Origin of the sequence: Sandarakinorhabdus oryzae (assembly GCF_009733735.1) — a bacterium.
GTDB lineage: Bacteria > Pseudomonadota > Alphaproteobacteria > Sphingomonadales > Sphingomonadaceae > Sandarakinorhabdus > Sandarakinorhabdus oryzae.
This window is the reverse complement of record NZ_WNJP01000046.1, coordinates 1-18,463: the sequence shown is the minus strand read 5'-3', so window position 1 is coordinate 18,463 and position 18,463 is coordinate 1. Positions and strand designations below refer to the sequence as shown.

General features: G+C 66.5%; 20 protein-coding genes and 1 pseudogene. 13 read left to right on the top strand and 8 right to left on the bottom strand.

All coding sequences use genetic code 11. From position 1 onward, the window contains the following. Positions 1–239: hypothetical protein (locus GJ693_RS06680; RefSeq protein WP_207789951.1), on the top strand; the 239-nt coding region annotated here is incomplete at its 5' end. Positions 240–474: 235 nt separating this feature from the next. Further along, positions 475–738 (top strand): GlsB/YeaQ/YmgE family stress response membrane protein, encoded by a 264-nt coding sequence (locus GJ693_RS06675; protein ID WP_156255546.1) that lies wholly within the window; start codon positions 475–477, stop codon positions 736–738. Between the two features lie 7 nt (positions 739–745). Here the strand turns inward: GJ693_RS06675 and phhA are convergent, their stop codons facing one another. Continuing rightward, entirely contained in the window at positions 746–1,588 is an 843-nt protein-coding gene (gene phhA / locus GJ693_RS06670) for a phenylalanine 4-monooxygenase (protein ID WP_156255545.1), read from the bottom strand. 91 nt (positions 1,589–1,679) lie between these two features. Here phhA and GJ693_RS06665 point away from each other — a divergent pair, with 91 nt between their 5' ends. Together GJ693_RS06665 and GJ693_RS06660 are read left to right on the top strand one after the other, a co-directional pair. Beyond that, entirely contained in the window at positions 1,680–3,182 is a 1,503-nt protein-coding gene (locus GJ693_RS06665; RefSeq protein WP_156255544.1) for an acetyl-CoA acetyltransferase, read from the top strand. 110 nt (positions 3,183–3,292) lie between these two features. Next, a complete protein-coding gene (locus GJ693_RS06660; RefSeq protein ID WP_156255543.1) occupies positions 3,293–3,556 on the top strand; it encodes an usg protein in 264 nt (87 codons plus the stop codon). On the opposite strand, the gene GJ693_RS06655 is transcribed toward GJ693_RS06660, so the two are convergent. Further along, positions 3,543–4,358, bottom strand: coding sequence for a TrmH family RNA methyltransferase (locus GJ693_RS06655; RefSeq protein WP_156255542.1), 816 nt, complete (start codon positions 4,356–4,358; stop codon positions 3,543–3,545). The two genes, GJ693_RS06660 and GJ693_RS06655, sit on opposite strands and share 14 nt — an antisense overlap. A gap of 12 nt (positions 4,359–4,370) precedes the next feature. Next, on the bottom strand, positions 4,371–4,991 hold the full coding sequence (locus tag GJ693_RS06650) for a DNA-3-methyladenine glycosylase family protein (RefSeq protein ID WP_156255541.1): 621 nt from the start codon (positions 4,989–4,991) through the stop codon (positions 4,371–4,373). A gap of 105 nt (positions 4,992–5,096) precedes the next feature. On the opposite strand from GJ693_RS06650, the gene GJ693_RS06645 reads away from it, so the two are divergent. Next, complete coding sequence (locus GJ693_RS06645) at positions 5,097–6,224, top strand: sensor histidine kinase (protein ID WP_156255540.1); 1,128 nt, start codon at positions 5,097–5,099, stop codon at positions 6,222–6,224. A 3-nt stretch (positions 6,225–6,227) separates the two neighbouring features. Next, positions 6,228–7,019, top strand: coding sequence for a LytR/AlgR family response regulator transcription factor (locus GJ693_RS06640; RefSeq protein WP_156255539.1), 792 nt, complete (start codon positions 6,228–6,230; stop codon positions 7,017–7,019). On the opposite strand, the gene GJ693_RS06635 is transcribed toward GJ693_RS06640, so the two are convergent. Then, the gene (locus tag GJ693_RS06635) at positions 7,016–8,158 is read right to left on the bottom strand and encodes an alpha/beta fold hydrolase (protein WP_156255538.1); all 1,143 of its coding nucleotides are present in this window, start codon (positions 8,156–8,158) and stop codon (positions 7,016–7,018) included. The two genes, GJ693_RS06640 and GJ693_RS06635, sit on opposite strands and share 4 nt — an antisense overlap. Continuing rightward, positions 8,155–8,670: a VOC family protein gene (locus tag GJ693_RS06630; RefSeq protein WP_156255537.1), complete on the bottom strand. Its 516-nt coding sequence runs from the start codon at positions 8,668–8,670 to the stop codon at positions 8,155–8,157. Before GJ693_RS06630 ends, GJ693_RS06635 begins: the two co-directional genes overlap by 4 nt. A gap of 285 nt (positions 8,671–8,955) precedes the next feature. Here GJ693_RS06630 and GJ693_RS06625 point away from each other — a divergent pair, with 285 nt between their 5' ends. Then, positions 8,956–9,609, top strand: a complete 654-nt coding sequence (locus tag GJ693_RS06625; protein WP_197042009.1) for a PEPxxWA-CTERM sorting domain-containing protein — start codon at positions 8,956–8,958, stop codon at positions 9,607–9,609. Between the two features lie 121 nt (positions 9,610–9,730). Beyond that, positions 9,731–10,906 carry an FAD-dependent oxidoreductase gene (locus tag GJ693_RS06620; protein WP_235902707.1) on the top strand — a complete coding sequence of 392 codons (1,176 nt, stop codon included), beginning with the start codon at positions 9,731–9,733 and terminating at the stop codon, positions 10,904–10,906. On the opposite strand, the gene GJ693_RS06615 is transcribed toward GJ693_RS06620, so the two are convergent. Next, positions 10,903–11,994 (bottom strand): alpha/beta fold hydrolase, encoded by a 1,092-nt coding sequence (locus GJ693_RS06615; protein ID WP_156255535.1) that lies wholly within the window; start codon positions 11,992–11,994, stop codon positions 10,903–10,905. The two genes, GJ693_RS06620 and GJ693_RS06615, sit on opposite strands and share 4 nt — an antisense overlap. A 2-nt stretch (positions 11,995–11,996) precedes the next feature. Beyond that, on the bottom strand, positions 11,997–12,731 hold the full coding sequence (gene ubiG / locus GJ693_RS06610) for a bifunctional 2-polyprenyl-6-hydroxyphenol methylase/3-demethylubiquinol 3-O-methyltransferase UbiG (RefSeq protein WP_156255534.1): 735 nt from the start codon (positions 12,729–12,731) through the stop codon (positions 11,997–11,999). A gap of 116 nt (positions 12,732–12,847) precedes the next feature. Here ubiG and GJ693_RS06605 point away from each other — a divergent pair, with 116 nt between their 5' ends. From GJ693_RS06605 to ptsP, 3 genes are read left to right on the top strand one after another with little or no spacing between them, the layout of a single operon-like run. Next, positions 12,848–14,095 (top strand): aspartate kinase, encoded by a 1,248-nt coding sequence (locus tag GJ693_RS06605; protein ID WP_156255533.1) that lies wholly within the window; start codon positions 12,848–12,850, stop codon positions 14,093–14,095. Beyond that, on the top strand, positions 14,092–15,114 hold the full coding sequence (locus GJ693_RS06600; RefSeq protein WP_156255532.1) for an NAD(P)H-dependent flavin oxidoreductase: 1,023 nt from the start codon (positions 14,092–14,094) through the stop codon (positions 15,112–15,114). The genes GJ693_RS06605 and GJ693_RS06600 overlap by 4 nt, the downstream gene beginning before the upstream one ends. Further along, positions 15,114–17,375: a phosphoenolpyruvate--protein phosphotransferase gene (ptsP, locus tag GJ693_RS06595; protein ID WP_156255531.1), complete on the top strand. Its 2,262-nt coding sequence runs from the start codon at positions 15,114–15,116 to the stop codon at positions 17,373–17,375. Before GJ693_RS06600 ends, ptsP begins: the two co-directional genes overlap by 1 nt. 19 nt (positions 17,376–17,394) lie before the next feature. Here the strand turns inward: ptsP and GJ693_RS06590 are convergent, their stop codons facing one another. Further along, on the bottom strand, positions 17,395–17,673 hold the full coding sequence (locus tag GJ693_RS06590; RefSeq protein WP_156255530.1) for a YciI family protein: 279 nt from the start codon (positions 17,671–17,673) through the stop codon (positions 17,395–17,397). Between the two features lie 158 nt (positions 17,674–17,831). Between GJ693_RS06590 and rpmB the strand changes: the two genes are divergently transcribed. Then, positions 17,832–18,122, top strand: a complete 291-nt coding sequence (rpmB, locus tag GJ693_RS06585; protein WP_156255529.1) for a 50S ribosomal protein L28 — start codon at positions 17,832–17,834, stop codon at positions 18,120–18,122. A gap of 90 nt (positions 18,123–18,212) precedes the next feature. After that, positions 18,213–18,463, top strand: a pseudogene (locus GJ693_RS06575) (GNAT family N-acetyltransferase); the annotation flags it as partial.

The following is an 18,463-nucleotide window of genomic DNA, read 5'->3' as shown; positions in this document are numbered from 1 at the left end:
AGCCGCCGCGGCCGCCAGCGCGGCCGGTGCGGCCTGCCGCCGGCACGCCGTCGCCCGACGCACAGGCTTGCTTGCGTGCCGTGACCCAGCAGTCCAACAACCCCGACGTGGTGTTGCTGAGCGAGGAGTTCAGCCAGGCCGCCACGCTGGTGATGGTCGGCGTCGGCCCGGGCAAGGCGCCGTGGAAATGCCTCGCCTCGCGCGGGCGGGTCAGCGAAGTGAATTCGCTGCGCAATTGATCGACGGCGGGGCAGCGCTGATCGGCTGCCCCTTCGCCTTCTGCAACAGCATCGGCCTGCAGCCGCCCTGTCAGCACGCGCTGGCGGGGCGGTTTTGCGAAGGCGCTGCGGCGCGCACCAAGCGGCGCATTTTCATCCTCTGCGATATCGCCAGGGAACACACCGGGCTCTGGCGCGTTGAAACCTGTTCGGAAGACAAGGTTGGTGGCCCGTGGCCATCCAGAGGAGACAGAGCATGGGTTGGATCGTGGCATTGATCGTGGGCGGCATCGCCGGCTGGCTGGCCAGCATGGTGATGAACCGCAACGGCAGCATGGGGATCGTCCTCAACATCGTCGTTGGCTGCATCGGATCGATTCTGGGCAATTTCCTGCTGAATCAGTTCGGCATTGTCGGTTCGGTGCAGAATTTCTCGCTCATCGGCCTGCTGGTGGCCATCATTGGCGCCGTGGTGCTGCTGGGGATCGTCAATCTGGTGCAGCGCGGCAGCGTTCGCTGAAACGTGATCAGACGGGTTGGCGCGCGCCCGCCACGTGGCTCTGGTCACCGCGGGTGAACACCAGATCGTCAGGCAAGATGGCGGCGATCGGGATATCCCGGTCGCCGGCCAGCCGCTGGTAGAGCGGGCCGAAATCGGTTTCGAGCGTGACCTTCAGCAGCTGGTCGAAACTGTCGATGACGAAATACGTCTGCTGGAAATCGTCGATGCGATAGGGGGTTTTCAGCACCCGTTCCAGCGTCCAGCCGATACGGTTGGGGCTGGCACTGTCGAGCGCGAACAGCGTCTCGCCATGGCTGGAGACGATGCCGGCGCCATAGATGGCCAGGCCCTCCCCTGAACGGACCAAGCCGAATTCCACCGTGTACCAATAAAGCCGCGACAAGCGGTTGATGGCATCAAATTCCAGCGCCCTGAGCCCGCCGCGGCCATAGGCCTGCATGTAATCGGCAAAGGCCGGGTGGGCGAGCAGCGGCACATGGCCGAACACGTCGTGAAAGACGTCGGGCTCCTGCAGATAATCCAGCTGGTCGGGCCGGCGGATGAAGTTGCCGGCCGGGAAACGCCGGTTGGCGAGATGCTGGAAGAACACCGCATCCGGCACCAGGCCCGGCACCGCCACCACCTGCCAGCCGGTCAGCGCCATCAACTGCTCGTTCAGCCGGGCAAAATCCGGCACGCCCGGCCGCGTCAGATCCAGCCGCTTCAGGCCATCGAGGAATTCCGGCGCAACCCGGCCGGGCAGCAATCGCGTCTGACGCTCGAACAGATGATCCCACACACGGTGATCGGTGGCGGTGAAATGGGCCCAATCCTGCGGGATGGTCCAGTCTGGGGAGGGGGCAGTCATGCTCACCCCGCGATTGTAGCAGGGGCATCGCGGCTTTGCGACCGCCGAGCGCGCCTGTATCAGGAGAGGCCATCGCGGGGAGGAAATTGCCATGTCGCTGCCAGCCGAACGCACGCCGGTGATCATCGGGGTGGGCGAAGTGCTCGACCGGCCGGCCGATCCTGCTGCCGCGCTGGAGCCGCTGGCGCTGATGGAGGCCGCGGTGCGCGCCGCTGATGCCGATGCCGGCGGTGGCTTCCTCGAGCGCATCGACAGCCTGGATGTGATCAACCTCGTCTCGTGGCGCTATGACAAGGTTGCGCAGCGGTTGGCGGAGCGGCTGGGCATCACGCCGCCCCGCGCCGTCTATGCCATCGTTGGAGGCGAAACCCCGACGACCAAGATCCACGAGGCCGCGCTCAGGATCATGAACGGCAACAGCGTGGTGGCCGTCGTCACCGGCGGCGAGGCGCAGAACGCGGTGGCCAAGGCCAAGGCCGCCGGCATCACCCTGCCGTGGACGCCGCCTTCGAAAACACCCGAGAACCCGATCATGCCGTCCGATCACGTGACGCCGCTGGGCATGCAGCACGGCATCTTCCAGCCGATCCACATCTACCCCTTGTATGAAAATGCCACTGTCGCCGCCTGGGGGCTGACACCGCGCCAGGCGCTGGCGGAAAGCGGCGCGGCCTATGAACGGATCAGCGCGGTCGCCGCGACCAACCCTTACGCCTGGGGCCGCAAGGCCTTCACGGCCGAGGAGATCACCACCGTCTCCGACGACAACCGGATGATCTGCTGGCCCTATACCAAGCGCATGGTGGCCAACAACAATGTCAACGCGGCCGCCGCCGTGCTGATGACGACGCTGGCTGCGGCCCGCGCCGCCGGCATTGCCGAAGACCGCATCATCCACGTCCACGGCGGCGCGGCCGCGGGCGAGCACATGGATTACCTGAAGCGCGACCAATATGTGCACAGCTGCGCCCAGGATGCCGTGCTGGGCCAGGCCGTGCGCATTGCGCCGAACGGCTTTGACCGGGTCGAGCTCTACAGCTGTTTCCCGACCGTGCCCAAGATGGCGCGGCGCACGCTCGGCCTCGGGCCAGATGTGCCGCTCTCCGTCACCGGCGGGCTGTCGTTCGCCGGCGCCGGGCTCAACTGCTACATGCTGCATTCGACCTGCGCGATGGTGCGGTCGTTGCGCGATCGGCCCGCCGATCAGGCGCTGCTCTATGGCCAGGGCGGCTATGTCACCAAGCATCATGCGCTGGTGATCGGCAACCGCCCAGCCGAGGCCGCCTGGCTGATGCTCAACAAGGATGTGCAGGAGGTCGCCGAAGACGCCCGCGCCGATGTGCCGCCCTATGACGGCCACTATGCCGGCCCGGCGCGGCTGGAAACCTACAGCATCGTCTTTGGCCGCGAGGGCCAACCCAGCCACGGCAGCGTGGTCGGCCGCACGCCCGACGGCGCCCGCGTGTTCGGCAAGATCGACGTGGCCGATGCCGACGCCTTGGCCACCCTGCTCAGCCTCGACGCTCACCCGATCGGCCTGCCCGGCATGGTGAGCGTGGCGGATGATGGCCTGCAACGCTGGGCCTTCGCGTAGCACTCACCATCACCGGCTGCTAGCAATTTCCTGTTATATTTCCGGCATTTAGCCCCTTGACGGCGGGGCCAATGCGGGAAAATCTTGGCCCTGTCAATCACGGAGGGCCCATGACCGATCTGGAGCGGCAATTGCAGGGCTACAGCCTTGCCACGGTGGACATCAATTACTGGCGGCCCGATCATCCGCGCCTGCTGCAGACGTTCAGCTGGCAGCTCTATGATCTCGCGCCGCAGTTCCCGGAACTGAAACGCTTCCTCGATCACTGGAAGCGCGAGATCGAGGCGACGATCCACTCGGTGCGCGTCGCCCATCGCGACATGCTCGGCCCGCCGCGCTGGCGCAATGTGGACGAAGTGCTCAGCCTGCACTGAGCTGATCGAGGGCGTGGTAGAGCAACACGCCGGCACAGACGGCGACGTTCAGACTGTCGGCCGTGCCCAGCATCGGCAGTTTCACCAGCGCGTCGCACTGGGCGGCATAATCGGCCGGCAGGCCGGACTGTTCGTTGCCCATGAACAGGAAGCAGGGCTTGGCGTAGGTGAGCGCGCGATAATCGACAGTTGAGCCAGCCAGCGCCGCGCCGACGAGCTGGCCTTCTCCGGCGCGCAGCCATGGGAAGAACTCCGCGCCCGTCGCCCGCGCCACCTGGCGGCTGAACAGCGCCCCCATGCTGGCGCGCACGGCCTCCACGCTGAACGGATCGCACGACTGGTCGAGCAGGATGACCCCGCCGGCGCCGGTGGCATCGCAGGTGCGCAGCATGGTGCCGAAATTGCCGGGGTCCTTCAGATTTTCGGCAACCAGCCACAGTTTCGCGGCGCGGCGGTCGATCCGGCTCAGCGAAATGTCGGGAATGGGATAGGCGGCGGCCACCCCTTGCGCATTGTCCTTGCCGGTGAGCTTCTGCATCAGCTGCGGCGTGGTGCGCAGGCAGGTGCCGCGCGCTTCAGCGGTGGCGCGGATCAGCGCCTGGGTGAGCGGGTGGCGCTCGGCCTCGAAGGTGAAGACCAGGGTGACCGGCACCTGGCCCGCGGCCAGCGCTTCCGTGCACACGCGCAGCCCTTCAGCCAGGAACTGCCCCGCCTCGCGCCGCCCGCGCTTGTCAGACAGGGCCTTGAGCGCCTTCAGGACCGGGTTGGACGGCGAGGAAATGTCGGTGATGCGCGGTTGCATCAGGCGCCCATATCAGAGCGCGACAATATTGTAATTGTGCCAGAGCAGGATGGAGAGCGCCCCGCGGTGCGGCCGCATCGGTTCGGCCAGCGCGCGCGCCCGCTTCTCGGTTGGCCGCGCTTCCTCGCCCAGCATGCGGCCAAGCTGGATCTGCAGGGCGAGATCGCCGGCCGGGAAGATGTCGGGCCGGCCTTCGGCAAACAGCAGGTAGATTTCGGCCGACCAGCGCCCGATGCCCTTGATCGAGGAGAGCAGCGCGATCGCCTCCTCATCCTCATCCGGCAGCGCGGCAAAATCGACGTGACCAGACGCCACCGCTTCGGCCAGCGCGTGGACATAGCTGGCCTTCTGCCCCGACAGCCCGGCCGAGCGCAGCACCTCGAACGGCGTTGCCGCGACACGGGCGAGATCGTCCATGTCGCCGCCGCACGCCGCCTCCAGCTTGTTCCAGATGCTGGCCGCGGCCTTGGTGCTCACCTGCTGCGCCACGATCGCCCGCATCATGGTGCCAGCGCCGGGCGGCCGCAGCCGTGGCTCGGGCGGTCCGTGCGCGGCCAGTCCGGCGGCCACCGGCGGATGATCGGCAGCCAGCGCATCAAGGCAGGCCTGCAGGCGGTCAGCGGAAAGTCCCATGCGGGACAGCCTAGTGGCGCGGACGCGGCTTGGCCAGATGACCTGAAGATGAAGTCCGGAAACCGCTGATTTGGCCTTTTTGCCCCAACTCGCTATGGTGGACCGATGGCTGAACCGCGCGTTGCCCAGGGTTTTTTCCGCGACAAGAACCGTGCCTTCTGGATCCTGCAGGGCGGCGGCTGGGTCGCCTATCTGATGCTGCGGGCGCTGTCGGGCCTGGCCAATTCGATGGGCCTCGCCTTCGTGCTGCCGGCGATCATCGTCACCGCCACCGGCTTTTCGATCACGCTCTTGCTGTCGGCGGCTTATCGCCGGCTGATCGCCATGAAGCCGGTGTGGACCTGGACGATCACCGCCCTGCTGCTGATGTCCGCATCGGCGCTCTTCTCCGTGCTGGAAGTGTGGGCACACGCCACCTTCTACCAGCCAGGCTGGAAGCCGCAGGGCGTGCAATTTCTTGGCGCCATCCTGCTCGATTTCTCGGTGCTCGGCGCCTGGACCGGGCTCTATTATGGCATCAATTACTATCTGCTGCTCGCCGAACAATCGGAACGCATGCTGCTGATGGCGACCCAGGCCAACAGCGCCCAGCTCGCCATGCTGCGCTACCAGCTCAATCCGCATTTCCTGTTCAACACGCTGAACAGCATCTCGACCCTGGTGCTGCTGAAACAGACGGAGCGTGCCAACGCCATGCTGTCGCGGCTGGCCAGCTTCCTGCGCTACAGCCTGGTCGGCGAACGCGAGGGGCTGGCGACGGTGGCGCAGGAGGCGGAGGCGCTGAAGCTCTATCTCGACATCGAACGCACCCGCTTTGAAAGCCGCCTGCGCACCCGTTTCGACATCGCGCCCGACGTGATGGAGGCGCGGCTGCCCAGCCTGCTGCTGCAGCCGATCATCGAGAATGCCATCAAATATGCCGTCACCCCGTCTGAAGACGGCGCCGACATCCTGATCGACGCGCGCCGGATGAGCGACCGGCTGGTCATCACCATCGCCGATACCGGGCCCGGCCTGGGCGCGGTGCCGGCCGAAGCCGGCGGGACGGGCGTGGGTCTGGGCAATATCCGCGAGCGGCTGGCGCAAAGCTATGGCGCCGATCACCGCTTCGAACTGGCCGACAACGAACCCCACGGCCTCATCGTGCTGATCGACATTCCGTACCAGACCGACAATCCGGCACAGCCCGTCGCAAATGCGGTTGCCGTTCCGGCCCTTGCTGCACAGGTCTGACCCATGCCCATCCGCACCATTCTCGTCGACGACGAACCACTTGCCATCCAGGGCCTCGAACTCAGGCTGCAGCCGTTCGAGGATGTCGAAATCATCGAACGCTGCGCCAACGGCCGCGAGGCGATCCGTGCCATCCGCACGCTGAAACCCGATCTGGTGTTCCTCGATATCCAGATGCCGGGCTTCGACGGCTTTTCCGTCGTGTCCGGCCTGGCCGATATCGATCCGCCGCTGTTCGTGTTCGTCACCGCCTTCATGCAGCATGCGCTGAAGGCCTTCGAGGCGCAGGCGGTCGATTATCTGCTGAAACCCGTCGAGGAAGACCGGCTGGCCGCCACCATCGAGCGGGTGCGCCAGCGCCTGGCCGAAAAGCAGGGCGCGCAGGGCGCCGAGCGCCTGAAGGAAATCCTCACCGAGGTCGCGCCCGAGGCCCTGCCCGATGACCTCGCTGACACGCCGCAATCCGGCCGCTTCGAAAAAGTGCTCAACATCAAGGACCGCGGCCAGATCTTCCGGGTGGAAGTGAAGGATATCGAGCGCATCGACGCCGCCGGCGATTACATGTGCATCTACACCGCCGATCAGACCCTGGTGCTGCGCGAGACGATGAAGGATCTCGAAAAGCGGCTCGATCCCAAGACCTTCCAGCGCATCCACCGCTCCACCATCGTCAATCTCGACAATATCAAGAGCGTGAAGCCGCACACCAACGGCGAGTGCTTCCTGGTGCTGGGCAGCGGCACGCAGGTGAAGGTCTCGCGTTCCTATCGCGACGTGGTGGCGCGCTTCCTCTAGAAACCCTGCCGGCCCAGCCAGTCGGTCACCAGGTGCGCGGCCCACTTCAGATGCTCGGGCTGGAACGCATAATAATGCGTCGCGCCCTTCACCTCGTGCAGTTCGCGGGACGTGGCGTTCACCACGCAATCGAACAGCCGGTGGGTGTGGCTGGGTGTGCAGGCATCATCCGCCGTGTTGCCCACCACCAGCACCGGCAGCCGGATGCGGTGGCCAACCTTGAGCGAACAGGCGTTGGACTTGAGGCTCCACTGCGACAGCCATGATCTGAGCGTGGTGAAGCGGCCGAGACCGCCCGGCGAGTCGTTGATCAGGCGCGGATCGCCGAGATAGCAGCGGCCGGGAATGCGATCATTGGCGTCCACATCCGGATCGAGCCAGCACGGCGCCGCCATGGTGCCATGCACGATGAAGGCGCGTTCGGCGTGGGGGCCTTCGCGAGCCTTCAGCTCGGCCAGAGTCGCCTCTGCCCAGGCCGTGATGCGGTTCGATCGCGCCACCTGCCGGGCGGCATAATCCGCCAGGAAATCCGCGCTGTACGGCGGCTGCGGGCAATCGGCGCTGTAGAGATTCCACTTCGGATCACGCACCGGGCCATTCTCGTCCACCACCGAGCCATCCATCCACTCGGTCAGCGTCTGCGACCGCGACACGTGCGCGGCCAGCAGCATGATGCCATCGACCGGCGGCAATTTCGCTTCGGCCATCGGGAAGGGCTCGCCGGCCGGGGTGTGGGTGACCTGCGGGTCGCTGGCCTCGGCCTGGTAGAACAACGCCAGGCTGCCGCCGCCCGACCAGCCGGCCAGCACGACCTTGGTATAGCCCAGCACCTCGCGGCAATGCGCCACCCAGCGGCCAAGATCGACCGCCACCTTCTCCATGATCAACGCATTGTCGTTGTTGGGATAACGCGACACCGCGGTGAGCACGTGGACTTGCGCCTCGGCCAGCGCGGGGGGCAGCGGCAGATAATGCATGATCCCCATCGGGTGCATGAAGATCACGATGGTATCGGAAGGCGTCTCCGGCTTCAGGTGATGGGCCTGCAGCGCCACCACGCCATCGATGCCGCCATAGGTGTCGCGCAGGCCCACCGCCTCGCGAAAGGCGATCAGCAGGGGGATGCGCTGGTAGCTCATGCCGCCTGTTCCGCCGCCTTGCGGGCGCTCCACGCCTTGACGATGGCATGGGCGGTCTTGGCATCCTCGGCCAGAATCGCGTCGTGCGCCGGCACTCTGGTGGTGATCTCCAACGGCAGGCCATTTGGGTCGGAAAAATAGACCGACTTCACGAAGCCATGATCGATCGGCCCGAAACAGGGCACGCCAGCCGTGTTCAACTTGGCCTGCCAGGCCAGCAGCTTCTCCTCGTCGTCGGCTTCGAAGGCGACGTGACGGTCAAAACCGTGCACCAGTTTGAAATCGCCTTCCTTCACTGTGCCCGGCGCGTCGAAGAAGGCGATGAAATTGCCATCGGGCATGCGGAAAAACAGGTGCACGAACGGATTGGGCTTGCCCGATCCCGGCTCCCTCTCCTCCTGCACCACGGCCTCCAGCGGCAGGCCCAGCACATCCTCGTAAAAGGCCCGCGTCTCCTCGGCATCGCGGCAGCGATAGGCGCTGTGGTGAATGCCCTTCAATGGCGTGGTCATGGCAAGTCCTCCCTGAATCAAGGCTGGCACAAGCTACGCGCCGCGCCAAGCCTGCCCGAAATGGGCAGGCGCCCCGCGCCCATGTGAGTAGTTTGCCACCACAGCACGGCAACAACAGCGGGTAGTTTCCGACGCTGCCCGGAGCCTCCGGCATGGTTGCACAGTCAGATCGCAGGAATCGCCATGAATCCTGCGGCATGGGCGCGGCAATCACGTCTCCCAACACCGCCCCCCGATTGCTGCCGCATGCCAGCCTGGAAATGGTCATTATTGAAGGAATTAGGGATGCGTAAATTATTTCTGGCCGCTGCTTCGGCAGCGTTCGCGGTTTCGGCGCTGCCAGCGGCGGCAACCATTGTGATCTATCAGACACCGGGTGCGGTGCAGCCGGCCGAAAATGTGCTGTTCCAGGGCGCGCCGCCGGTCGGCAACGTCGTGCTGGGCTATACCAACACCACCAACACCCGCGTGACCTTCACCGGCACCGAACCCCTGGCAACGCCGTCGGCGGGCCAGGCCCGCATCACCGGCGTTGACGGCAATATCAGCCAGCTGTCGTTCGCGCTCGATCCCGGCTTCGGCTTCAAGGAAGTCGAATTCAACATCTTCGGCACCGGTGCCAGCGCCACGCAGGCGCTGCTCAGCTTCACTGATCAGCTCGGCAACGTCTTCAGCGGCACCTATGCCATCGCCAGCGGCCAGAATTTCTTCTCCGCGCGCGCGTTCGATAACCAGTTCATCACCAACGTGCTGTTCGTCCTGAACGGCTCGGTGAGCGATGTGCGCCAGATCCGCATCGGCGGCATCGCCGATACCGGCATTGGCCCGGGCGGCGATGCCGTGCCGGAACCGGCGAGCTGGGCGATGATGATGGCGGGCATGGGCCTGGTCGGCTTCGGCATGCGCCGTCGCAAGACGGGGATCGTTGTCGCTTCCTGAACGACACGGTGTCACCGGCCTGCCCTGTGCGGCAGGCCGGTGACACGGATTTCGCGCTGCCTTTGCGCCTGTCCCGATTTCGCCCATAGTGCCGTCCTTGCGTCCAGGCACGGGGGTGAACATGATGAACCGGCGCGAACTGATCCGCACGGCGGGCGTTGGCCTGCTGGGCAGCGCCGGGCTCGTGCCGGGCCACGCGCTGGCGCAGGCCAGCTTTGCGCCGCGCGCACCTATCGTGCCTGTTGCCGCCCTGCCCGACCGGTTGATGCGCATCACCGTGTGCATGCGCCCGTTCCGCGCCGCCGGCCCGCGCATCGAACGGGAAGCCATCGCCGGCAAACAGGTCATCCATCATTATGGTCACGGCGGCAGCGGCTGGTCGCTGAGCTGGGGTTCCGCCATGCAGGCCGTGCCGCTGGCGCTGCGGGCCGGTGCCCGCGAAGTGGCTGTGGTCGGCGCCGGCGCCATCGGCCTGACCACGGCGCTCACCGCGCAGCGCCTCGGCCTCAAGGTCACCATCTACGCCCAGGATCGCTTTCCCGATGTGCGCTCGGCCCGCGCCACCGGCACCTGGTCGCCGCACAGCCGCGTTGCCATGGACGGCGCGGTCGATCCCGGCTTTGCGGCGCGCTGGGAGGTGATGGCGCGGCGCAGCTGGGCCATGCACCAGGCCTATCTCGGCCGCGCCGGCACCCCGGTGGAATTCCTCGACCGCTACATGCTGTTCGACACGGCGCCCTCCGGCGGCAAGGACCTCGTCACCCTGCCCGATGGCCGTACCGACAGCTTCGTCGACTATGCAGATCAGATCGCCGACATCACCCCGCGCAGCGAACGGCTGACCGCCGATCAGCACCCCTTCCCGGTCGCCAACGCCCGCCGCACCATCGCGATGAACTTCAACGTCAACGCGCTGGCCGCGACGCTGGAGCAGGAGTTCCTCGCCGCTGGCGGCCGCTTCGAACCGCTGACGTTGGCCAGCCCGCGCGATTTCGCCCGGATCAGGGAGCGGGTGATCTTCAACTGCACCGGCTATGGCGCCCGCGCCCTGATGGGCGACACCAGCCTCATCCCGGTGCGCGGCCAGATCGGCTGGCTGCCGCCGCAGCCCGAGGTGCGCTATGGCCTCTTCTATCGCACCATGGCCATGGTCCCGCGGCCCGATGGCATCGTGGTGCAGGATATCGGGCCGGACGAGGCCTATGGCTTCAACCAGGCCAATGAAACGCCCGATCCCGCAGCAGCCCGCAATGCGGTCGAGATTCTCGCCAGCCTGTACCGGCCGCGCAGCGCCTAGCGCGGCTGTGCCATGAAAGCGCCGATATGATCATTCAGGAACTTGGCATCGGCCGGGTTGCTGGCGGCGCCGGCGGTGTGGCCCCATTTTGACGGGATCGGCGTGAACGTCACCTTCGGGATGAATTTCGCTTCGTAGGCCGCATCCTCCACCGGGAAATAGAGATCGGTTTGTGACGGCATGTAGAGCACCGGCACCTTGATCGACGCCAGCGCTCGCTTCACGTCGCCGCCGAAGCCCGGTGTGGTACCCACATCATGCTGTTCCCACGTGCGCATCTGCAGGATGATGTCGTTGGCATCGCCGCCGGGGATGAAATCCTTGTGGAAGCCTTCGAACACCGCCCTGAAATCGGTGCCGGGCGGATAGCCGGGCTTCCACAATTCCTCGCGCCACCAGGCCTGGCTGAACAACCAGCCGGCCCAGATCGCGCCAAAGGCTTCCAGGCCCTTCTTCGGCGGATCGACATAATCGCCGCCCTTGAACGCCGGATCGGTCTGGATGGCGATGATCTGGCTTTCCAGCCGCACGATGCCATGCGGCCAGGTCTTGGCTGTCGCCGCCGTTACCACGATGCGGTCCATGAAGTCCGGGTGGCTCACCGCCCACTGGAAGGCCTGCTGCCCGCCCATCGAAAAACCGATGACGGCGGCCAGATGCTTCACGCCCAGCTCGTCCTGCAGCAGGCGGCGGGTGGCCTCGACATTGTCGCGGATGGTCGTCACCGGAAATCGCGGGCCGTCGATCGGCTCCAGGCTGTTGCTCGGCGAGGTCGACTTGCCGTTGCCGAACATCTCGGTGGCGACGAGGAAATAGCGCGCCGGGTCGAGCGCCTTGTCCGGCCCGATCAGCCAGTTGTAGCCACTGGCATCGGCCATGTAATGCGACGGCAGCAGCACCACATTGTCGTGCGCGGCGTTGAGCTTGCCCCAGGTGGCATAGATGATCGTCGCGCGCGGCAGCACGGCGCCACCTTCCAGCCGGAAATCCTGCATGACGAAGGCCTGGCGGTCACCATCCTTCGCCAGGGCCGGCGCGGCCACCAGCAGGGCGAACAGCAGGGCAAGGCGGCGGAGCAGCGGGCGCATGATCAGGCTTTCGTCGCCGCGAGGAAATAATTGACCGACAGGTCGCTGCCGATGTGGAAGCCCTTGCCCGGCCGCCACGACAGGCCGGCGGGTTCGGCGGGTGTCAGGCCGGCGTTGGTCAGCGCTTCGGCCAGTTCGTCCGGCGTGAAGAACCGGTTCCAGTCGTGCGCGCCCCTGGGAATGCTGCGGGTGATGTGCTCGGCCCCGGCGATGACCACGGCCCAGCTCGCCGGCGTGCGGTTGGGGGTGGAAAAGACGGCAAGGCCGCCGGGCTTCAGCAGGCCGGCCAGCGCGGCGAAGAAGGCATCGCGGCCGGCGACATGCTCGACGACTTCGAGGCAGGTGATGAGATCAAACTGCTTGGCCTGAGCCGCCAGATCCTCCACCGCAATGCACTGATAATCGATGGCCAGCCCACCGGCTTCGGCATGCGCCCTGGCGGCCGCGATATTCTCCGGCGCGGCATCGATGGCGCTGGTCGCCGCGCCCATGCGCGCCAGCGGCTCCGCCATCAACCCGGCGCCGCAGCCAACATCCAAGGCGGCGAGGCCAGCCAGCGGCCGCCGGCTCTTTGCATCCAGCCTGAAATGCGCCAGCGCCAGCCCACGGATATGGGCAACGCGCACCGGCGTGATGCGGTGGAGCATCGCCGATGTGCCCTTCGGGTTCCACCAATCGGCGGCCAGCTTGCCGAAGAAAGCGGCTTCGTCCGGGTCGATGCTGGCGGCTGCTGACATTTTCTTGTCCCACTGATGCCTAGGGCTTTCTTGCCATTGCCCGCCCACGTTCCTATCAGGCAAGGGCAATAGTGAAGCACCCCCCTGGGGGGCAATGGCAAGGGAAGACGCCGGCAATGGCCCGGATCGTGATGAAATTCGGTGGCACCTCGATGGCGGGGACGGAGCGGATTCGCAACGTCGCCAACAGGGTGAAACGCGAGGTGGCGGCCGGCAACCAGGTCGCCGTGGTGGTCTCCGCCATGGCCGGCGAGACCGACCGGCTGGTCGGCTATTGCCGCGAGGCCTCGCCACTGGCCGATCCGGCCGAATATGACGTGGTGGTCGCCGCCGGCGAACAGGTCACCTCCGGCCTGCTCGCCATCACCTTGCAGGCGCTGGGCGTGAAAGCGCGGAGCTGGCTGGGCTGGCAATTGCCGATCAAGACCAGCGCCGCCCACAGCGTTGCCCGCATCGAGGATATCGGCACCGAGGCGATCCTGGCCAGCATGGCGGCCGGCGAAGTGGCGGTGGTGCCGGGCTTTCAGGGGCTGACGGCAGACGAGCGGGTGACAACGCTGGGCCGCGGCGGGTCGGACACGTCGGCAGTGGCGCTGGCGGCGGCACTGAAGGCCGATCGCTGCGACATCTACACCGATGTGGACGGCGTCTATACCACCGATCCGCGCATTGTGCCGCGCGCCCGCAAGCTGGCGCGCATCACCTATGAGGAAATGCTGGAACTGGCCAGCGTCGGGGCGAAGGTGTTGCAGACACGCTCGGTCGAACTGGCCATGAAGGAAAAGGTTGTGGTGCAGGTGCTGTCGAGCTTTTCCGACGCGCCCGGCACGCTGGTGGTTGACGAGGATGACGAGATGGAACGCGAACTGATCGCCGGCGTGGTCGCCGACAAGGGTGAAGCCAAGGTGACGCTGGTCGGCGTGCCCGACAAGCCGGGCGTGGTGGCCGGCATCTTCGGGCCGCTGGCCGATGCCAATATCAATGTCGACATGATCGTGCAGAACATCGCCAAGGATGAAGGCAAGACCGACGTCACCTTCACCGTGCCGCGTGCGCAGCTGCCGGCCTCTATGGACGTGCTGGAAAAGGCCAAGGACGCAATCGGCTTTGCCAGCCTGCTCGCCGATGATGATGTGGCCAAGATTTCCGTGGTCGGTGTCGGCATGAAGAGCCACGCCGGCGTGGCCGCCACCATGTTCCGCGCACTCGCCAGCCGCGGCATCAACATCCAGGCCATCACCACATCGGAAATCAAGGTTTCCGTGCTGATCCCGCAGGATTATGTCGAACTGGCCGTGCGCGTGCTGCACACCGCGTATGGCCTGGATGGCCCGATGGCCGAAGACGCGGAGAGCGATGCGTGAGCACCACCCCGCACCTTGATGCGGCCTCGGCCAGGGGCCGCGCCTTCCTCGGCACCCGCCACGCCATCATGGCCGGCGCGATGACCTGGGTGAGCGAGCGCCACCTCGTCTCCGCCATCTCCAACGCCGGCGGCTTTGGCGTGCTGGCCTGCGGGGCAATGCCGCCGGCCATCCTGGAGGCCGAGATCATCGCGACCCGCGCGCTGACCGACAAGCCGTTCGGGGTCAACCTGATCACCCTGCACCCGCAGCTGGATGAGCTGATCGACATTTGCGGCCGGCAGGGGGTTTCCCATGTCGTGCTCGCCGGTGGCCTGCCGTCGGGCGCGGCGATTGCCGGCATCAAAGGCTACGGCGCCAAGCTGATGTGCTTCGCGCCCACGGCCGCGCTGGCCAAGAAGCTGGTGCGCTCGGGCGTCGATGCCATCATCATCGAAGGCTCCGAAGCTGGCGGGCATATCGGCCCGGTCAGCCTCACCGTGCTGGCGCAGGAGATATTGCCGGTGATCACCGATGTGCCGGTGTTCGTTGCCGGCGGCATCGGGCGCGGCAATGCGATTGCCGCCTATCTGGAAATGGGCGCGTCGGGCGTTCAGCTGGGCACGCGTTTTGCGGCGGCAGCCGAAAGCGTCGCGCACGAGAAGTTCAAGGCCGCCTTTGTCCGCGCCTCGGCCCGCGATGCGTTGTCGAGCGTGCAGATCGATCCGCGCCTGCCGGTGATCCCGGTGCGCGCCCTCAAGAACGCCGGCAGCGAGGCCTTCAACGAGCGCCAGCGCGAAGTCGCCGCCGCCGTGGACCGCGGCGAGATGGACCTCGCCGCCGGGCAGCTCGCCATCGAACATTATTGGGCCGGTGCCCTGCGCCGCGCCGTGGTGGAAGGCGATGTCGACAATGGCAGCCTGATGGCCGGCCAGTCGGTGGGCATGGTCACCAAGGTGCAGCCCGTCGCCGAGATCATCGCCGAGCTGACCGCGGACGCCGAAGCCGCCCTGTCCCGTGCCAGGGAGGCCGCCGCCTGATGCCCCCCGCCAGCGCCGCCCGCATCATCCTGCGCCGCCTTCACGACGTGATGGCAGCGAAGACGGGCGCGCAGGCCAAGCTCAATCAGGTGGTGAAGATCATCGCCGACGAACTGGGCAGCGAGGTCGCCTCCATCTACCTGCTGCGCGACGGCGTGCTGGAACTGTTCGCCACGCAGGGCCTTGCGCAATCGGCCGTCCATGTGACGCGGCTTTCGATGGGCCAGGGCCTCGTCGGCCACATTGCGTCGCGCCGCGAACCGCTCAGCCTCGCCGAAGCCAAGGCCCACCCGGATTTTGTCTATCGCCCGGAAACCGGCGAAGAGGATTTCCACAGTTTCTGCGGCGTGCCCATCGTGCGCCGCGAGGCCGCCATCGGCGTGCTCGCCGTGCAGCACCGCGAGCCGCGCGAGTATCAGGAAGTCGAGATCGAGGCGCTGCAGACCGTCGGCATGGTGCTGTCGGAACTGATCCACGGCGCCGGGCTGGTCGATGATGCCCAGGCCGCCCGCCTGCGTGCCGCCAATTCGGGCCCGACGCGGCTCAATGGCCTGAAACTTGTCGATGGCCTGGCGCGCGGCGCCGCCGTCTTCCACCAGCCGCGCGTGGTGGTCGAGCACACCGTGACGGACGATGTCGAGGCCGAGCGCGCCCGCCTGGTCGATGCCTTCGCGCGCATGCGCCAGCAGATCGACAACATGATGGGCCAGGCCGAATTCGTCGCCGGCACCGATCACCACGAGATCCTCGAAACCTACAAGATGTTCGCCTATGACGAGGGCTGGGCGCGGCGCATCAACGAGGCGATCGAAACCGGCCTGACCGCCGAAGCCGCCGTGGAGCGCGTGCAATCGCGCAACCGCCTGCGCATGCGTTCCATCGACGATCAATATCTGAAGGAACGACTGACCGATCTCGACGATCTCGCAAACCGGCTGCTGCGCATCTTGTCGGGCCAGTTGGGCACCGCCGCCCAGATGGGCCTGACCGGCGATGCCATTTTGATCGCCCGCAACCTCGGCCCGGCCGAGCTGTTGGAATATGACAAGCGCCACCTGAAAGGCGTGGTGCTGGAAGAAGGCAGCCTGACCGCGCACGTGATCATCGTCGCCCGCGCCATGGGCGTGCCGGTGCTGGGCCGCGTCGACCAGTTGTTCGCCCAGGTCAACGAAGGCGACGAGCTGATCGTCGATGCCGGCAACAACGCGCTGCTGGTGCGGCCGACGGCGGCCACCATCAAGTCCTACCAGGCGATGCGGGCATTGAAGGTGCGCCAGGCCGAACAATGGGCCAAGGTGCGCGACCTGCCCGCCATCTCGCGCGACGGCCGCCATATCGCGCTCTACATGAACGCCGGCCTGGTCGACGACGCGCAGGCCATGCTGCTCGCCGGCGCTGATGGCATCGGGCTGTTCCGCACCGAATTCCAGTTCCTGGTTTCCGCCACCCTGCCCCGCCGTGAGCGCCAGCAGGGCCTGTATCGCAGCGTGCTGGAAGCCGCCGGCGACAAGCCGGTGGTGTTCCGCACCGTCGATATCGGCGGCGACAAGGCGGTGCCCTATCTCGATGGCGACGAGGAAGACGAGAACCCGGCGATGGGCTGGCGTGCGCTGCGTCTCGCGCTCGGCCGTTCCGGGCTGATGAAGGTGCAGGCCCGCGCCCTACTGGAGGCCGCCGCTGGCCGCACGCTGGCCGTGATGTTCCCGATGGTCTCCGAGCCCTGGGAGTTCGCCGAGGCCCGCGCCCTCGTTGAGCAGCAGCGCGAGCGGCTGGCCGCCACCGGCCGCCCGGTGCCAACCGATATCCAATATGGCGCCATGATCGAGGTGCCGGCGCTGATCGAGCAACTGGACGTGCTGCTGCCGATGACCGATTTCGTCTCGATCGGCACCAACGACCTGACGCAATTCCTGTTCGCCGCCGACCGCGCCAACCCGCGCCTGGCCGACCGTTACGACTGGCTGTCCCCCGCCATCCTGCGCGTCATCCGCCGCGTGGTGTGCGCCGCGGCCCTGCATGATGTTCCCGTCACCGTGTGCGGCGAAATGGGCGGGCGACCATTGGAGGCGCTGGCGCTGATCGCGCTGGGGGTGGAGCGGCTTTCGATCACTCCGGCCGGCATCGGGCCGATCAAGGCGATGATCCGTTCGGCAACGTTGGAGCCGCTGTCTGATTCGATGGAGGAGTGGCTGGCCAAGCCAGGGGTCAATATCCGCGAGGAACTGTCGATCGCGGCCAAGCGGCAGGGGTTGAGCTTCTAGGGCAGTGCGCCACTTGCGCTCAGGGCAAGACTTTGTGCCAGTTCGTCACCGACCGGCTCTCGAACAACCCGGCCAAGTGATACGGGTCCGCATTGGCGAACGCGATCGCCGCGTCGCGGTCATCGAACTCCATGATCAGCAAGCTGCCCATCGCCCGCCCATCGGGGCGCAGCAGCGGCCCGGCGACCAGAATCTGCTCCTTGTAGTCATTCACATGCGCCAGATGCGCCGCGCGTGTTTCGGCGCGGAGGTCAGCCGAATCCGGCTTGTCGATGCAATGAATGGCGAACCAGGGCATGGCGGCATTGCTGCACGACTGCGCCGGCGACGGCAAGCCCCCCAACAACAGGCGTGTGGCTGTTGACGCCATCACCGGGCTGGGTTATGCGCCGCCCCCTGTTGCGATGGCCCGGTGGTCGTCGCCCTCACAGATTCGATTCTCGAAGGACGTCTGCCATGTCGCGCGTTTGCGAACTCACCGCCAAGGGCCGCCAGGTCGGTCACAACGTGTCCCACGCCAACAACAAGACCAAGCGCACCTTTCTGCCCAACCTGCAGAATGTCACGCTGATCTCTGATGCGCTGGGCAAGGGCGTGCGCCTGCGCGTCTCCATGAACGGCCTGCGTTCGGTGGAGCATGTCGGCGGCCTCGACAACTGGCTGCTGAAGACCAGCGATGAGCTGCTGTCGGATCGCTGCGTCAAGCTGAAGAAGGAAATCAGCAAGAAGCTCGCCGCCGCCGCCTGAGCGGCAGCACGGCTTCTGCGCTGACCACACAGGCGGCCGGGCCAGTCCCGGCCGCTTTTGTTTGTGGGCCACGCCCCTATGCTGGTGGCCATGCGCCCCGCCCCGCTGATTCGCCCTGCCACCCCGGCTGACCGCCCGGCCATCAGCGCCGTGCTGGCCGCCGCCTTCATCGACGATCCGGCGCTGGCCTGGATCTTCCCCGATGCCGGCCGCCGCCCGACCCGGCTGGCGGCCTTCTTCTATCTCATCACCCGCGCCGATGCCCGGCTGCCGCTGGCCCATGTCGCGCTGGCCAGCGATGGCGCCATCATCGGCGCGGCGCTGTGGCGGCCGCCCGGCCA

Excerpts from the sequence above, each read along its gene's own strand:
- phhA (WP_156255545.1), bottom strand. The coding sequence starts at position 1,588 with ATGACTGCCCCCTCCCCAGACTGGACCATCCCGCAGGATTGGGCCCAT.
- GJ693_RS06655 (WP_156255542.1), bottom strand. The coding sequence starts at position 4,358 with ATGCAACCGCGCATCACCGACATTTCCTCGCCGTCCAACCCGGTCCTG.
- rpmB (WP_156255529.1), top strand. The coding sequence starts at position 17,832 with ATGTCGCGCGTTTGCGAACTCACCGCCAAGGGCCGCCAGGTCGGTCAC.
- GJ693_RS06665 (WP_156255544.1), top strand. The coding sequence starts at position 1,680 with ATGTCGCTGCCAGCCGAACGCACGCCGGTGATCATCGGGGTGGGCGAA.
- GJ693_RS06590 (WP_156255530.1), bottom strand. The coding sequence starts at position 17,673 with ATGCCCTGGTTCGCCATTCATTGCATCGACAAGCCGGATTCGGCTGAC.
- GJ693_RS06650 (WP_156255541.1), bottom strand. The coding sequence starts at position 4,991 with ATGGGACTTTCCGCTGACCGCCTGCAGGCCTGCCTTGATGCGCTGGCT.
- GJ693_RS06660 (WP_156255543.1), top strand. The coding sequence starts at position 3,293 with ATGACCGATCTGGAGCGGCAATTGCAGGGCTACAGCCTTGCCACGGTG.
- GJ693_RS06615 (WP_156255535.1), bottom strand. The coding sequence starts at position 11,994 with ATGCGCCCGCTGCTCCGCCGCCTTGCCCTGCTGTTCGCCCTGCTGGTG.
- GJ693_RS06630 (WP_156255537.1), bottom strand. The coding sequence starts at position 8,670 with ATGACCACGCCATTGAAGGGCATTCACCACAGCGCCTATCGCTGCCGC.
- ptsP (WP_156255531.1), top strand. The coding sequence starts at position 15,114 with ATGCCCCCCGCCAGCGCCGCCCGCATCATCCTGCGCCGCCTTCACGAC.
- GJ693_RS06635 (WP_156255538.1), bottom strand. The coding sequence starts at position 8,158 with ATGAGCTACCAGCGCATCCCCCTGCTGATCGCCTTTCGCGAGGCGGTG.
- ubiG (WP_156255534.1), bottom strand. The coding sequence starts at position 12,731 with ATGTCAGCAGCCGCCAGCATCGACCCGGACGAAGCCGCTTTCTTCGGC.
- GJ693_RS06625 (WP_197042009.1), top strand. The coding sequence starts at position 8,956 with ATGCGTAAATTATTTCTGGCCGCTGCTTCGGCAGCGTTCGCGGTTTCG.
- GJ693_RS06675 (WP_156255546.1), top strand. The coding sequence starts at position 475 with ATGGGTTGGATCGTGGCATTGATCGTGGGCGGCATCGCCGGCTGGCTG.
- GJ693_RS06640 (WP_156255539.1), top strand. The coding sequence starts at position 6,228 with ATGCCCATCCGCACCATTCTCGTCGACGACGAACCACTTGCCATCCAG.
- GJ693_RS06620 (WP_235902707.1), top strand. The coding sequence starts at position 9,731 with ATGATGAACCGGCGCGAACTGATCCGCACGGCGGGCGTTGGCCTGCTG.
- GJ693_RS06605 (WP_156255533.1), top strand. The coding sequence starts at position 12,848 with ATGGCCCGGATCGTGATGAAATTCGGTGGCACCTCGATGGCGGGGACG.
- GJ693_RS06645 (WP_156255540.1), top strand. The coding sequence starts at position 5,097 with ATGGCTGAACCGCGCGTTGCCCAGGGTTTTTTCCGCGACAAGAACCGT.